Source organism: Centipeda artemidis DSM 19719 (assembly GCF_000426665.1).
GTDB lineage: Bacteria > Bacillota > Negativicutes > Selenomonadales > Selenomonadaceae > Centipeda > Centipeda artemidis.
This window is the reverse complement of record NZ_AUFU01000003.1, coordinates 79,256-92,339: the sequence shown is the minus strand read 5'-3', so window position 1 is coordinate 92,339 and position 13,084 is coordinate 79,256. Positions and strand designations below refer to the sequence as shown.

Here is a 13,084-nt window from a genome sequence, read left to right as displayed (position 1 = left end):
ACTCTAGTAAGGAATACCCATGCAACGCTTTTTTCATCAGAGAGGTGCGGCGGCGGGCTGCGCGAATTTTTGCTGCACCAAAATCGAAGACTTCGGCGTCTCGTTCGGGATGTTTGAAGTCTTTTCGCATGTCAATCTGCACATCCACTGCGGCGAGCTGACGGCAGTCATCGGTCCCAACGGTGCGGGCAAGAGCACGCTCCTGCGCGCCGTCCTCGGCGAGGTGCCGCACACGGGGACGCTGCGTTTCGTCGACGCGGACGATCGGCGGGCGGGGAAACCCGTCATCGGCTATGTGCCGCAGTACCTGCGGTTCGACGTCAGCGCGCCGACGAGCGTCATGGATCTCTTCATGGCGTGCCTGACGCGGCGTCCCGTCTGGCTGTGCGGCGCGGGACGCTGCCGCGTGCGCGCGGAGAAGAGTCTCGCCCGCGTCCGGGCGGCGCACCTCATCGACCGGCGGCTCGGCGCGCTCTCGGGCGGAGAACTCCAGCGCGTGCTCCTCGCGCTCGCGCTCGATCCCATGCCGAACCTGCTCCTGCTCGACGAGCCGGTCTCGGGCGTCGATCGGAGCGGGCTGACACTCTTTTACGACATCGTTGCAGAGCTGCGCGCGCAGGAGGATCTTGCCATCCTCCTCATCTCGCATGATCTCGGCATGGTCGCGCGCCATGCTGACCGCGTCGTGCTGATGAACCGCGGGATTGCGGCGGCAGGGACGCCCGCGGAGGTCTTTGCCGACCCGCAGATGGAGCAGATCTTCGGCATTCTGCCGGATGTGCGGCATCTCTGCGCCGCGCGGGAGGAGGGAGCGGCATGGAACTGATCTATCATGCGATGGAGACGGCGCTCCCGTTCTCGTGGATTTCCTATACGTTCATGAAAAATGCGCTGCTCGCGGTGCTCCTCATGACGCCGCTCTTTGGGCTGCTCAGCACGATGGTCGTCTCGAGCCGCATGGCGTTCTTCTCGGACTCGCTCGGACATGGAGCGTTCACGGGCATCGCCGTCGGCACGATCGTCGGGCTCGTCTCGCCGCTCGCCGCGCTCGTGATTTTTTCCGCGGCGTTTGCGCTTCTCATCACCTACATCAAGCGGCGGACGGCGGCGTCGGCGGACACCGTCATCGGCGTCTTTTCCTCGAGTGCGATTGCGATCGGGCTGATGCTGATGAGCAGGGGCGGGGGATTTTCGAAATACTCGCCGTTTCTCATCGGGGATATATTGAGCATCACGCCCGCCGATCTCGCGGGGCTGCTCGTCGTGGATGTGCTCGTCGTCTGCGGCTGGGCGCTGCTCTTTAACCGACTGCTGCTCCTCTCGGTGAATCCGTCCTTTGCGCGCAGCAGGGGCGTCTCGGTCTTTACCGTCGAGGCAGCGTTCGCCGTCCTGCTCGCCGTCGTCGTTGCCGTCAGCATCCAGTGGGTCGGCATCCTCATCATCAACGCGCTCCTTGTTCTGCCGGGCGCGGCGGCGCGCAACCTCGCCCGAAACGTGAAGGAGTACCATATCCTCTCCGTCGCCGCCGCGCTCGTCTCGGGGCTCGCGGGATTGTTCTTTGCCTACACGCTCGGCATCGCGGCGGGCGCGTCCATCGTGGCGACGGCGTCGATCCTCTTTTTCCTCTCGCTCACCGTGCGTGCGCGGTATCGGCGGTGACGGGCGGCAAAACTCTGTTTTTTTTAAGAATTTTGTGCTAAAATACCAAGAAATAAGAGATCGAAAAGGAGGAAGTTCCTATGAACATCACGATCGGCAGCGATCATGGCGCAGTGGAGCTCAAAGACGAGGTTAAGATGGTGCTCCGTGAGTTCGACGGCGTACACGTAAAGGATGTAGGGACGTTCGGCAGGGACGCGGTGGACTACCCGGACATCGCGCTCGAGGTCTGCGCAGACGTTACGAGCGGGCGCGCCGACCGCGGCATCCTGCTCTGCGGCACGGGCGTCGGCATCTCGATCGCGGCGAATAAGATCGACGGCATCCGCGCCGCGCTCTGCGGCGATGTCTACACGGCGATGATGTCGCGGCGGCACAACGATGCGAACGTGCTCGTCCTCGGCGGGCGCGTGCTCGGCTTTGGCCCGGCGGGCGAGATTGTGCGCGCGTGGATGCGCACGGAGTTCGAGGGCGGGCGCCACATGCGGCGCATCGAGAAGATAATGGCACTGGAGAATAAGGAAGCGTAAGGAGAATTTTGCATGAGCATGATGGACAGTCTCGCACAGGCGGACGCGCAGGCATTTGAGGCAATCGAAAAGGAGCTGAACCGTCAGCGGACGAAGCTCGAGCTGATCGCCTCGGAGAACATCGTCAGCCGCGCGGTCATGGAGGCGCAGGGGAGCGTTCTCACGAACAAATATGCCGAGGGCTACCCCGGCAAGCGCTACTATGGCGGCTGCGAATACGTTGATATCGTGGAACAGCTTGCGATCGACCGCGCGAAGGAGCTGTTCGGCGCCGCGTGGGCGAACGTCCAGCCGCATTCTGGGGCACAGGCGAACATGGCGGTGTTCTTTGCACTTCTCTCGCCGGGCGATACGATTCTCGGCATGAACCTCACGGACGGTGGGCATCTGACACATGGCAGCCCCGTCAACATCTCCGGCTCGTATTTCAAGGTCATCCCCTACGGCGTCGATAAGGAAACCGAGCGCATCGACTATACGGCGCTCGAACGTCTCGCCGAAGAGCACCGTCCGAAGATGATCATCGCGGGCGCGTCCGCCTACGCGCGCATCATCGACTTTGAGCGCATCGGTGCGATTGCAAAGAAGGTCGGCGCGTATTTCATGGTCGACATGGCGCACATCGCGGGACTTGTTGCCGCAGGAGAGCATCCGAGCCCTGTCCCCCATGCGGACATCGTGACCACGACCACACACAAGACGCTGCGCGGACCTCGCGGCGGCATGATCCTCGGGCGCGATGAGGCGCTCGGCGCGAAGATCAATAAGGCGGTATTCCCCGGCATTCAGGGAGGTCCCCTGATGCACGTCATCGCGGCAAAGGCAGTCGCGCTCGGCGAAGCTCTGCAGCCCTCGTTCAAGGAATACGGCGCACAGGTCGTAAAGAACGCCGCCGCACTCGCGGACGAACTCATGCAGCGTAGTTACCGCATCGTCTCGGGCGGCACGGATACACACGTCATGCTCGTCGATCTTACGAGCAAGGACATCACGGGCAAGGAAGCGCAGAATCTCCTCGATGAGGTCAATATCACGGCGAACCGCAATACCATTCCGTTTGAGCCGCGCAGTCCGTTCGTCACGAGCGGCATCCGTCTCGGCTCGCCCGCGCTCACCACGCGCGGATTCAAAGAGGAAGATATGCGCGAAGTGGCGCGCATCATTGCACATGTGCTGGATGCGCCGGCAGACGAGAGCCGCCGCACCGAAGCGCGCGCGCGCGTCGACGTCCTTTGCAAAAAATACCCGCTGTATGAATAAAATGCCGGTTTTGACGTATGAATTTTGACGCACAAGAGAAGAAAGGAAGTCCCACCTATGGCTGAATCGTTCCGCCCGTCTGAGATACCAAGTCTGCACATTGTCGATCATCCGCTGATTCGGCACAAGCTGACCATCATGCGGATGAAGGAGACGGGGACGAAGGAGTTCCGCGAACTCCTCTCCGAGATCGCGATGCTCATGGCGTATGAGATCACGCGCGACTTCCCGCTGCGTGACGTCGAGATCGAGACGCCCGTCGCGCCCTGCCGGGCGCAGGTGCTTGAGGGGAAGAAGCTCGGTGTTGTTCCCATTCTGCGCGCAGGTCTTGGGATGCTCGACGGCATTCTCTCGCTCGTGCCCGCCGCGCGCGTTGGGCATATCGGGCTCTATCGCGACCCTGAGACTCTTGCGCCTGTCGAATACTATGCAAAACTCCCGACCGGCATCGAGGATCGCACGCTCATCGTTCCCGACCCCATGCTCGCCACGGGCGGCAGCGCCTCAGCGGCACTGACACTGCTCAAGGAAAAAGGCGCGAAGAACATCATCCTCATGTGTCTTGTCTCCGCCCCCGAGGGTATTCGCCGCGTCGCCGCCGACCATCCCGATGTCCCCATCTATGTCGCTGCCGTCGACGACCGGCTCAACGACCACGGCTACATTGTTCCCGGACTCGGTGACGCCGGTGACCGTATTTTTGGTACTCTGTAAAGTGTTCATATAACAAAAACGGGGCTGATGTACGATGTCCATTCGTACATCAGCCCCGTTTTTCGTCTTCATATGGCGGAGAGGGTGGGATTCGAACCCACGGTGCGTTGCCGCATCACCGGTTTTCAAGACCGGCTCCTTAAACCGCTCGGACACCTCTCCGGGGGAAACGGTCTTTATTTTAGCAAAGAGGGGCGATTCCTGTCAATAGGCGCGCACCGGGGAAAATTATTTCGCAGGCGGCAATCCGCTTTTGCGCAATGAGAGAAGGTAACCGAACAATGTACCGACGACGGCGGGGAGCGCCCATCCCATGCCGAGCGCGGCAAAGGGGAGCATGTCGCCCGTAGCGCGGAGCGCGGCACAGGCAGGTATGATTTCCTGCACGCCCGGAGGCAGCGCACGCAGGAGGTCAAACACGGCGGCGATGCCCGTGCCGATCATGCCGCAGACGAATACGCTGCGCCGGTAGCCGATTTGTGATTCGAGCAGGCACAGGACGATGAGCATCATCGAGATCGGATAGAGGAAGTAAAGCGCGGGCAGCGAGTAGCCGATGATGCGGCTGAGCCCCACATTTGCGACGGCGCAGGAGAACAGGCAGAATAAGATTACATAGACGCGGTAGGAGCATGCACGTGGGAAGAGCTGTGCGAACGCGGTACTGCACGCGGTGATGAGTCCGATGGAGGTCTTGAGGCAGGCGAATGTGATCGTGATGCCGAGTAGGATGCTGCCGAACGAGCCAAAATAATGGAGTGCGATGTGATGGAGCACGTCGCCGCCGTTCGCATCGATGCCGTAAACGCTGCGGCTCTGCGCGCCGACGTAGGTGAGCGCGGCATAGATGACGACCATGAGGAGCGCGGCAAGCGAGCCGGAAACGATTGTCCCGTAGGAAATATCGCGCGGTTCAGAAAGTCCGAGCAGGCGAATCGAGCGGATGAGGATGTTGCCGTAGGCGAGGACGCCGAGCACGTCCATCGTGTTGTAGCCCTCAAGCAGTCCCTTGAAGAAGCTGTGCGATTCGTAAGCAACGGTCGGCATGAGCGCCGTCGCATCGCCCATTGGAGCGAGCACGGCGGCGCAGATGAGGATGCCGAGGAAAAATAAAAAGAGCGGTGTGAGCACCTTGCCCACCCATGTCAGAATGCCGGACGGGCGGAAGGAGAAGTAGAGCGTAACGGCGAAAAAGCTCAGGGAAAAGATGAGGAGTGCGGCACTTTGCTCCTCCGGGGAGACGAAGGGGACGATGCCCACCTGAAAGGAGACGGTAGCAGTACGCGGGATCGCAAAGAGAGGCCCAATCGCGAGGTAGAGCGCGCAGGTAAAGAAGTAGGCGAAGCCATTACCGACCTTCCTGCCCATGGCAAAGAGGTCTTCGCTCTCCGATAGTCCCATCGCGGCGACGGCGAGGAGCGGCAGACCGACGCCCGTGATGCAGAACCCGACGAGTGCGGGGAGCATCTCGCGCGCCGCCGCCTGTCCCATCGCGGCGGGGAAGATCAGATTGCCTGCGCCGAAGAGCAGCCCGAACAGCATAGAGGCGACAAACATATACTCTTTTTTGCGCAGACGGTGTTTCATAAAACTCCTGCTTCATGACGGTGAAAGACTTGACGAATCCGAATGAAAAGCCTATAATAAACATAGAAAAGGCACTGTCGGCAGACGGCTTTGCCCCATACGAAGTGGATTTAACCGCCTATAGTTGGAAGCTGAGGGCGGTTACTTTCTTGTTAAGAGCAGCACAAGCACGATAAAAAGCAACAGTGTTACATTTGTCTCGTTCATGGCGCTCACCCCCCTTCTTGGTTCATGGGGGCAAGAGTAAACCGCCTGCCGCTGTGACAGTATTTTGCGAGTATTATATCAGTTAGAAGACACGTTTGCAATGTGTCTTTTTTATTGACTGAATGCGCGGACTTGCTATAATATACTCTGTATCATGCGGTGCAGGAAGGAGTTGTGAGCGTATGCGAATCGCCCTGTTCGACTCGGGGCTGGGAGGACTGACGGTACTCGGACACGCGCGCCGGGCACTGCCGGACGAGGAGTTCCTGTTCTTTGCAGACCGCGACCATGTGCCCTATGGGACAAAGACGGTCGACGAGGTGCGCGGCTTCGTGCGTGACGCCTTCCGCTTCCTCGTGGAGGAGGAGCGCGTGGAGGCGGTCGTCATCGCGTGCAACACGGCGACGTCTGTCTCTGCGGACGAAATGCGCCGCCGCTACGACATTCCCATCATCGGGATGGAGCCCGCCGTGAAAAAGGCGCTCGATGCCGACCGAACGCGCCGCGTGCTCGTGACGGGAACGCCCATCACCGTGCGCGGGGAAAAGCTGCATCGCCTGATCGATACCTACGATGCAAATCATCTCGTCGATCTGCTCCCACTCCCGCGTCTCGTGGAGTTCGCGGAACATCAGGAGTTCGTCTCGCCGCGTGTGGAAGAATATCTGCGCACGGCGTTTGCCCCGTTCGACCTTGCGCAGTACTCGGCGATCGTACTCGGTTGTACGCATTTTAATTTTTTTAAGGATACAATGCGGTCGCTCATGCCGGAGACGATGACCTTTGCCGACGGCAACGACGGCACGGTGGAGGAACTGGCGCGCCGCGCGGGACTCACAACGCAGCCGGAGGGGGAGCGCACGGCGCACTGCACGTTCTTTCGCTCCGGACGGCGCGTTGCGGGGGCACAGGAGCTTGCGCGCATCGAGAGCTTTATCAGCCGTGCCGAGCGCATGGAACTGATCAACTGACGGAAAGGAGCATTCATGCCGATCACGGTAGAACATCGGGTGAATTTTTACGATACGGACGCGATGGAGGTCGTGCATCACGCGAACTATATCCGCTGGTTCGAGATTGGGCGGGTCGCGTACCTGCGGCGCATCGGCATCACGCTCGGCGCACTGATGGACGCGGGCTATGTCTTTCCCATCATCAAGGTGGGGGCAGAGTTTCACGCGCCCGGGCATTTTGACGACACGCTCCGCATTGAGACGACGGCGACCGCGCTGACCAAGGCGAAGATGGCGTTCACCTACCGCATCCTCAATGAAGCGGGGGAGCTCCTCGTCACAGGCATGTCGGAGAACGTCTTTACGAAACGGGATACGGGGCATATCACGCGCCTGCCGAAGGAGTTTTACGAGCCGCTCGAGGCGGCGATGCGCGCGGAGAAAGAAGGGCGGAATATCGATGCCTGAACTAAATCTTATATTAGACTGTATTGTTCTCGTTATATTGCTTCCTCTGCTGCTGAGAGAGAGCGTATTTGCCTATTTCGGCAGGGAAGAAATCGTTCTGCAACTTGACGAAATGACGGACTTTTCCGTTGCGGAGCGAACGCCGGAGCGACTTGTCATTGCGGCGACGCTTCCCGTTGTCAATGAGGGGAAACAATGCGGAACGATCATGGACGCGATCCTGCGCGTACAGCTCCCCTATGAGCAGTATGACGGCGCGCTCGTGCGCGGCAAGGTGGAGCTCGAGGGCGCGCCGCGCGCGGATGATTATTTCGAAGCCGTGCTGATTCAGAAGAAGGAGCGCATCAATCTCGTACTGAAGCTTTCCATCGAGCCGCGCGGCGGGCGTACGCTTGAAGATGCGATTGCGCACCTCGTCGATTTTCGCGCCGATCTCATCTATCAGGAGACGGGGCGGATGCCCGTGCATTACGAGAAAGCGATCATCATGATGGGGGCGGACGAGATCGCCGCACTTGCGGGTGTGGAGCTTCAGCAGGAAGGAGGTGCGCAGCATGGCTGAGTTAAATATTATCCCTGTGCCGACGCGCATCCTGACCGAGGAGGACGACATCGCCGAGGCGATCGCATTCTACGCCGGGGCAGAGGTCACGGGAGACGATCTCGTCTGCTGCGCCGAGAGTGTCGTCGCCATTACGCAGGATCGCTATGTATTCCCGGAGGAACTTGAAATTTCCGGTATGGCGGAGTTCTGCTGCCGCTTCATTCCCGACTATGGGAGTCTGGCGAGTCCGCACGGGATGCAGGCGCTCATGGACGTCGAGGGAAAATGGCGTGTGACGGCGGCGCTCTTTGCAGGATTCCTCGCAAAGCTCGTCGGGGAAAACGGCATGTTCTACAAATGGGGCGGCAAAGAAGCCGCGATGATCGACGACGTGACGGGGACGATGCCGCCGTTCGACAAGGCGATTGTCTACGGTCCCGCCGAACCCGACCGCGTGGCGCAGGAGATCACGGAGCGCGTCGGCGCGTTCGGAGCGATGGTCGCTGACGTCAACGATCTGAAGCGCTCGCGCGTCGTGGGCGTCTCGGCGGGCATCGACGGTGCACTTGCGGCGCAGCTTCTGCTCGATAATCCGTTCGGCAACGCTTCGCAAAAGACGCCGATCTGCATCATAAAGAACTACAGACAGTATCAGGAGGGAGAAAGGGCGTAAACGCCGCGCCCGTCCCCATGGCAGCGGAACGCAGGGAGTATGTGCGGCGGCGCAGACTTCGGCGTTTCGCTTTTTTGATGAACGAACGATATGAATGACGAGAGGGGATTTATTTCATGCCGAGAAGAGATCTGAGACGCCACGATCAGCTGCGTCCCGTACGCATCGAGCGCGGCTATCAGCGGTATCCGGCCGGCTCTGCGCTCATCGAGATGGGGCATACCCGCGTCGTCTGCTCCGCGAGTGTGGAGGAGCGCGTGCCGTTCTTTTTGAAAGGCAGCGGGACGGGCTGGGTCACGGCGGAGTATGCGATGCTCCCGGGCGCGGGAACGGAGCGCACGGCGCGCGAAGCGATGCGCGGACGTCAGACGGGGCGCACGCAGGAGATTCAGAGGCTCATCGGGCGCGCGCTGCGCGCGGTGGTGGATACGCGCGCGCTCGGCGAGCGGACGATTCACATCGACTGCGACGTCGTGCAGGCGGATGGCGGCACGCGTACGGCGTCGATTACAGGCGCGTTTGTTGCGCTCGTCGAGGCGTGTGCGACGTTCTATACGAAGCGCGGCGTTTTCCCTGTGCGCGACTACACGGCGGCGGTCAGTGTCGGCATCGGCGCGGAGAATACGCCGCTGCTTGATATTTGCTACGAAGAGGATGCTCAGGCGATGGTTGATATGAATCTCGTGATGACGGGCGCGGGCAGCTTCATCGAGGTGCAGGGGACGGGCGAAGGGCGCGCGTTCTCGCGCGCGGAGATGAACGCGCTCTTCGATCTCGGCGAGCGCGGCATACGAGAGCTCATCGACGTGCAGAAAAGGGCGCTCGGCGAGACGCTTTCATGGCTGCCGGGGCGGGAGGGTTGAGGATGGAAACGATCCTGATTGCAACGTCGAATGCGGGGAAAGTCCGTGAGATGGAGAAGGCGTTCGAAGGGCTCCCCGTGCGGCTCGTGCCGCTCTCTCGGCTGCACGAGGTGCTGCCGGACGCGCCGGAGGTTGGAGAACCGGTCGAAGACGGCGCGACATTCCTAGAGAACGCGCGCATCAAGGCGCGTTACTATCGTGAAAAGACGGGGCTCTCCGCGCTCGCGGACGACTCGGGGCTCGCCGTGGATGCGCTCGACGGCGCGCCGGGCGTCTATTCGGCACGCTATGCGGGCGTGCATGGCGACGACGCGGCGAACAATGCGAAACTCGTCTCGGAGCTCGCTGCGCGCGGCAATGAAAATGCGGCGGCGTCCTATCGTTGCGCGCTCGTGCTGGCTCTTGCGGACGGACGGGAGCTGACGGCGGAGGGCGTTTGCCGCGGCTTTATCCGTCCCGTGCCGCGCGGGACGGGCGGATTTGGCTATGATCCGCATTTTTATCTCCCGGACGGTAAGGCGATGGCGGAGCTAAGCCTTGCGGAAAAACACGCGGTGAGTCATCGCGGGGCGGCGCTGCGTGAGATGAAGGAGCTGGTTGCCGGGATTTTGTGATGTGCTTGTGAATATCATGTGTGAGGATGTGGAAAGGGGCGGAGGAATATGAGGATCGGACTGGTCAGCGACAGTCACGGGAATGTGCGCGTCTTTGAGGATATGCTTGCCGTGCCGGGCGCGGCGGAAGCGGAGCTTTGGCTGCACGCGGGGGATCATGCGGCGGACGCGGAGACGCTGCGGTTGCTGACGGAAAAACCCGTCGTATGTGTTCTTGGCAACTGCGACTATGATGAGGACGGCGCGTATCATGAGACCTCCGTCGATGTTGCGGGACACCGCGTCTTTCTCGCACACGGGCACCTGTTCCGCGTGGAGTACGGGACGGAGCGCCTTGCCGCCGCGGCGCGCGAGGCGGGCGCGGATATTGCTGTCTACGGGCATACGCACATTGCGTATATGGAGCGCGGCGACGTCACCGTGCTCAATCCCGGCAGCATTGCGCGCCCGCGCGACGAACGGCGCGGTTCCTTCATGCTGATGGATTTGAAAGAAGGCGCTGCGCCCCGGGTGAATCTCATTCGCATCTGATAAAAATTTTTTTAGTGCTTTTTCATATGAAACACATATCACAAAATATAAAACTTCAATATATAATATAAAATGCATAGCAATCAATAAAAATATTTTTATTGATTGCTATTTTTATGGCAAATAACACTAAAAATGAATAGTGAAATTCATGATTGCTTTCGCGTGCGCGGCCTTGGGAGAAAATGAATGAGATTCAGTATTTTCAAGGCTTGGCGCGGATTTTCAAAGTCTTGAAAGCCTGAAAAAAATATGTTATAGTCTAACTAACCTGTGTATAAGTTATATTTATAGGAGGGATTATTTTGCGAGAGCTAAACGCAAAAGCAATCACGGAGAACGTCGCCGAGATGTGTATGGAAGCGGCGTATTACCTCCCAAATGATGTGTACGAGGGGCTTAAGAAAGGAAGAGAGACGGAGGAGTCGCCCGTCGGCAAGGTCGTTCTCGACCAGATCATCAGCAACGCGGAGATCGCGCGCGCAGAGGATCGTCCGTACTGTCAGGATACGGGCATGACCATCGTGTTTGCAGAGGTCGGGCAGGATCTCCACATCACGGACGGCCTCTTGGAAGACGCGATCAACGAGGGGATCGCGAAGGGCTACACCGACGGATACCTGCGCAAATCCGTTGTTGCCGAACCGCTGTTCAACCGAAAGAATACGCAGAACAATACGCCGGGCATCATCTATACGAAGATCGTCCCGGGGGACAAGATCGACATCACGATCGCGCCGAAGGGCTTTGGATCGGAGAATAAGTCCGGCGTGAAGATGCTCGTGCCCGCAGACGGCGTCGAGGGCGTCAAGAAGGCTGTCATGGACATCATCCGCCACGCGGGACCGAACCCCTGCCCGCCGATGGTCGTCGGCATCGGCATCGGCGGCACGATGGATCAGGCGGCACTGCTCTCGAAGAAGGCGCTGACGCGCTCCATCGACGAGCGTCACCCGATGCCCGAGTATGCGCGGCTCGAGAACGAGCTGCTCGAGGAGATCAACAAGACGGGCATCGGACCCCAGCTTGGCGGGACGACGACGGCGCTTGCCGTCAATATCGAATGGGGCGCAACGCACATCGCGGGTCTCCCCGTTGCGGTCACGATCTGCTGCCATGCCCTGCGCCATGCGCATCGCGTGTTGTAATCGCCTTTTGTCTGTGTATTTTTGAGGGAGGAACGCGCTATGTCGGAAAGTATTCGCATTACCACGCCGTTTACCGAGGAGATGTCGCGCAAACTGAAGGCGGGCGACAGCGTGCTCATCACGGGCACGATCATCAGCGCCCGCGACGCGGCGCACAAGGCGATGACCGAAGCGCTCGCGAAGGGCGAGCCGCTGCCGGTCGACTGGCACGATCAGATCGTCTACTATCTGGGACCCACGCCCGCAAAGCCCGGCGATCCGATCGGCTCGTGCGGCCCAACGACCTCCGGGCGCATGGACGCCTACACGCCGACGATGCTCGAGCAGGGCATCAAGGGCATGGTGGGCAAAGGCTCCCGTTCGAAGGAAGTCGTCGAATCGATGAAGAAGAACGGCGTCACCTACTTTGCCGCCGTCGGCGGCGCGGCGGCGTTGATTGCAAAATCCGTGAAGAAGTACGAGGTGGTCGGCTACCCCGAACTCGGCCCCGAGGCGGTGGCAAAGCTGACGGTCGAGGATTTCCCCTGCATCGTTGTCATTGACTCCGAGGGCAACGATTTCTACGAGATCGGGCAGAAACCCTACCGCAAGGAATAGGGGCTGCAAGATCCGCATCATGTTGACGGTGATGGTTTGGCGCATGACAAATCATTTGGGTCTATATTATATTTAGGAGGTATGAAATGTTCCACACAACCTTTTACATGCGGCGGCTGCATTCATTGGTCGGTCTCGTCGTCGTCGGCGTGTTCCTCTTCGAGCACGTCTTTACGAATTCGACGGTGCTCGGCGGCGCAAAGGCGTTCAATGATTCGCTGGCGATGATGGAGCTGATTCCAAAGCCGATTTTCTACGGACTCGAGATCTTTGCCATCGCCGTACCGCTTCTGTTCCATGCAATCTACGGTATTTACATTGCGGCACAGGCGAAGAACAACCCGAGCAACTACGGCTATGTCCGCAACTGGCAGTTTGCTCTGCAGCGCTATACCGCGTGGATTCTCATCCCATTCCTCATTTGGCATGTCGGCTACATGCGCATCTGGGAGAAGGGCATGATGGGGACGCACATCAATTATGACCTCCTCTACACCTACTTCGTGACGGGCGACTACGCCATCCTCCACACAGTGCTCTACACGCTCGGCATGATCGCCGCGATCTTCCATTTCTGCAACGGCATCTCGACGTTCTGCATGACGTGGGGCATCGCCAAAGGTCCGCGCGCGCAGGCGGTCATCAACACGATGGCGATGGGGCTCTGCACGCTGATGAGCCTTGTCACGCTCGCCTTCATGGGCAGCTATTTCATGTAAAAACCGCAGCAAAGGAG

The 13,084-nt window shown here is 59.8% G+C and carries 16 protein-coding genes and 1 tRNA gene; 15 read left to right on the top strand and 2 right to left on the bottom strand.

Annotated elements, in window-relative coordinates; all coding sequences use genetic code 11:
* The first annotated feature begins 19 nt into the window (after positions 1-19).
* The 5 genes from K341_RS0104030 (at position 20) to upp (ending at position 4,163) form a co-directional block, all read left to right on the top strand.
* Positions 20-826 (top strand): metal ABC transporter ATP-binding protein, encoded by an 807-nt coding sequence (locus K341_RS0104030; protein WP_026761938.1) that lies wholly within the window; start codon positions 20-22, stop codon positions 824-826.
* Complete coding sequence (locus K341_RS0104025; RefSeq protein ID WP_026761937.1) at positions 817-1,659, top strand: metal ABC transporter permease; 843 nt, start codon at positions 817-819, stop codon at positions 1,657-1,659. Before K341_RS0104030 ends, K341_RS0104025 begins: the two co-directional genes overlap by 10 nt.
* Positions 1,660-1,739: 80 nt before the next feature.
* On the top strand, positions 1,740-2,189 hold the full coding sequence (gene rpiB, locus K341_RS0104020) for a ribose 5-phosphate isomerase B (RefSeq protein WP_026761936.1): 450 nt from the start codon (positions 1,740-1,742) through the stop codon (positions 2,187-2,189).
* Between the two features lie 12 nt (positions 2,190-2,201).
* Positions 2,202-3,449 (top strand): serine hydroxymethyltransferase, encoded by a 1,248-nt coding sequence (gene glyA / locus K341_RS0104015; protein ID WP_026761935.1) that lies wholly within the window; start codon positions 2,202-2,204, stop codon positions 3,447-3,449.
* Positions 3,450-3,506: 57 nt separating this feature from the next.
* Positions 3,507-4,163 (top strand): uracil phosphoribosyltransferase, encoded by a 657-nt coding sequence (gene upp, locus K341_RS0104010; RefSeq protein WP_009350540.1) that lies wholly within the window; start codon positions 3,507-3,509, stop codon positions 4,161-4,163.
* A gap of 73 nt (positions 4,164-4,236) precedes the next feature.
* Here upp and K341_RS0104005 read toward each other — a convergent pair.
* Positions 4,237-4,325: transfer RNA gene (locus tag K341_RS0104005), tRNA-Ser, on the bottom strand.
* Positions 4,326-4,391: 66 nt separating this feature from the next.
* Entirely contained in the window at positions 4,392-5,750 is a 1,359-nt protein-coding gene (gene brnQ / locus K341_RS0104000; protein ID WP_026761934.1) for a branched-chain amino acid transport system II carrier protein, read from the bottom strand.
* Positions 5,751-6,139: 389 nt separating this feature from the next.
* On the opposite strand from brnQ, the gene murI reads away from it, so the two are divergent.
* The 10 genes from murI to K341_RS0103950 all read left to right on the top strand — a co-directional run bounded on the left by murI (position 6,140) and on the right by K341_RS0103950 (position 13,067).
* Positions 6,140-6,928: a glutamate racemase gene (gene murI, locus K341_RS0103995; protein WP_026761933.1), complete on the top strand. Its 789-nt coding sequence runs from the start codon at positions 6,140-6,142 to the stop codon at positions 6,926-6,928.
* Between the two features lie 15 nt (positions 6,929-6,943).
* Positions 6,944-7,378: an acyl-CoA thioesterase gene (locus tag K341_RS0103990; protein WP_009438750.1), complete on the top strand. Its 435-nt coding sequence runs from the start codon at positions 6,944-6,946 to the stop codon at positions 7,376-7,378.
* A complete protein-coding gene (locus tag K341_RS0103985) occupies positions 7,371-7,940 on the top strand; it encodes a hypothetical protein (protein ID WP_026761932.1) in 570 nt (189 codons plus the stop codon). The genes K341_RS0103990 and K341_RS0103985 overlap by 8 nt, the downstream gene beginning before the upstream one ends.
* The gene (locus K341_RS0103980; protein ID WP_026761931.1) at positions 7,933-8,595 is read left to right on the top strand and encodes a hypothetical protein; all 663 of its coding nucleotides are present in this window, start codon (positions 7,933-7,935) and stop codon (positions 8,593-8,595) included. The genes K341_RS0103985 and K341_RS0103980 overlap by 8 nt, the downstream gene beginning before the upstream one ends.
* 116 nt (positions 8,596-8,711) lie before the next feature.
* Positions 8,712-9,458, top strand: coding sequence for a ribonuclease PH (rph, locus tag K341_RS0103975; RefSeq protein ID WP_026761930.1), 747 nt, complete (start codon positions 8,712-8,714; stop codon positions 9,456-9,458).
* Positions 9,459-9,460: 2 nt separating this feature from the next.
* Complete coding sequence (gene rdgB / locus K341_RS0103970; protein ID WP_026761929.1) at positions 9,461-10,072, top strand: RdgB/HAM1 family non-canonical purine NTP pyrophosphatase; 612 nt, start codon at positions 9,461-9,463, stop codon at positions 10,070-10,072.
* A gap of 48 nt (positions 10,073-10,120) precedes the next feature.
* Entirely contained in the window at positions 10,121-10,603 is a 483-nt protein-coding gene (locus tag K341_RS0103965) for a metallophosphoesterase family protein (protein ID WP_026761928.1), read from the top strand.
* Between the two features lie 305 nt (positions 10,604-10,908).
* On the top strand, positions 10,909-11,751 hold the full coding sequence (locus K341_RS0103960; RefSeq protein ID WP_009658211.1) for a fumarate hydratase: 843 nt from the start codon (positions 10,909-10,911) through the stop codon (positions 11,749-11,751).
* Positions 11,752-11,790: 39 nt separating this feature from the next.
* Positions 11,791-12,348, top strand: coding sequence for a Fe-S-containing hydro-lyase (locus K341_RS0103955; protein ID WP_026761927.1), 558 nt, complete (start codon positions 11,791-11,793; stop codon positions 12,346-12,348).
* An 86-nt stretch (positions 12,349-12,434) separates the two neighbouring features.
* Entirely contained in the window at positions 12,435-13,067 is a 633-nt protein-coding gene (locus K341_RS0103950) for a succinate dehydrogenase/fumarate reductase transmembrane subunit (RefSeq protein ID WP_026761926.1), read from the top strand.
* Positions 13,068-13,084 lie beyond the last annotated feature (17 nt).

Excerpts from the sequence above, each read along its gene's own strand:
- K341_RS0104030 (WP_026761938.1), top strand. The coding sequence starts at position 20 with ATGCAACGCTTTTTTCATCAGAGAGGTGCGGCGGCGGGCTGCGCGAAT.
- murI (WP_026761933.1), top strand. The coding sequence starts at position 6,140 with ATGCGAATCGCCCTGTTCGACTCGGGGCTGGGAGGACTGACGGTACTC.
- K341_RS0103985 (WP_026761932.1), top strand. The coding sequence starts at position 7,371 with ATGCCTGAACTAAATCTTATATTAGACTGTATTGTTCTCGTTATATTG.
- K341_RS0103965 (WP_026761928.1), top strand. The coding sequence starts at position 10,121 with ATGAGGATCGGACTGGTCAGCGACAGTCACGGGAATGTGCGCGTCTTT.
- K341_RS0104025 (WP_026761937.1), top strand. The coding sequence starts at position 817 with ATGGAACTGATCTATCATGCGATGGAGACGGCGCTCCCGTTCTCGTGG.
- brnQ (WP_026761934.1), bottom strand. The coding sequence starts at position 5,750 with ATGAAACACCGTCTGCGCAAAAAAGAGTATATGTTTGTCGCCTCTATG.
- K341_RS0103990 (WP_009438750.1), top strand. The coding sequence starts at position 6,944 with ATGCCGATCACGGTAGAACATCGGGTGAATTTTTACGATACGGACGCG.
- K341_RS0103980 (WP_026761931.1), top strand. The coding sequence starts at position 7,933 with ATGGCTGAGTTAAATATTATCCCTGTGCCGACGCGCATCCTGACCGAG.
- K341_RS0103955 (WP_026761927.1), top strand. The coding sequence starts at position 11,791 with ATGTCGGAAAGTATTCGCATTACCACGCCGTTTACCGAGGAGATGTCG.
- upp (WP_009350540.1), top strand. The coding sequence starts at position 3,507 with ATGGCTGAATCGTTCCGCCCGTCTGAGATACCAAGTCTGCACATTGTC.
- rpiB (WP_026761936.1), top strand. The coding sequence starts at position 1,740 with ATGAACATCACGATCGGCAGCGATCATGGCGCAGTGGAGCTCAAAGAC.
- rdgB (WP_026761929.1), top strand. The coding sequence starts at position 9,461 with ATGGAAACGATCCTGATTGCAACGTCGAATGCGGGGAAAGTCCGTGAG.
- rph (WP_026761930.1), top strand. The coding sequence starts at position 8,712 with ATGCCGAGAAGAGATCTGAGACGCCACGATCAGCTGCGTCCCGTACGC.
- K341_RS0103950 (WP_026761926.1), top strand. The coding sequence starts at position 12,435 with ATGTTCCACACAACCTTTTACATGCGGCGGCTGCATTCATTGGTCGGT.
- glyA (WP_026761935.1), top strand. The coding sequence starts at position 2,202 with ATGAGCATGATGGACAGTCTCGCACAGGCGGACGCGCAGGCATTTGAG.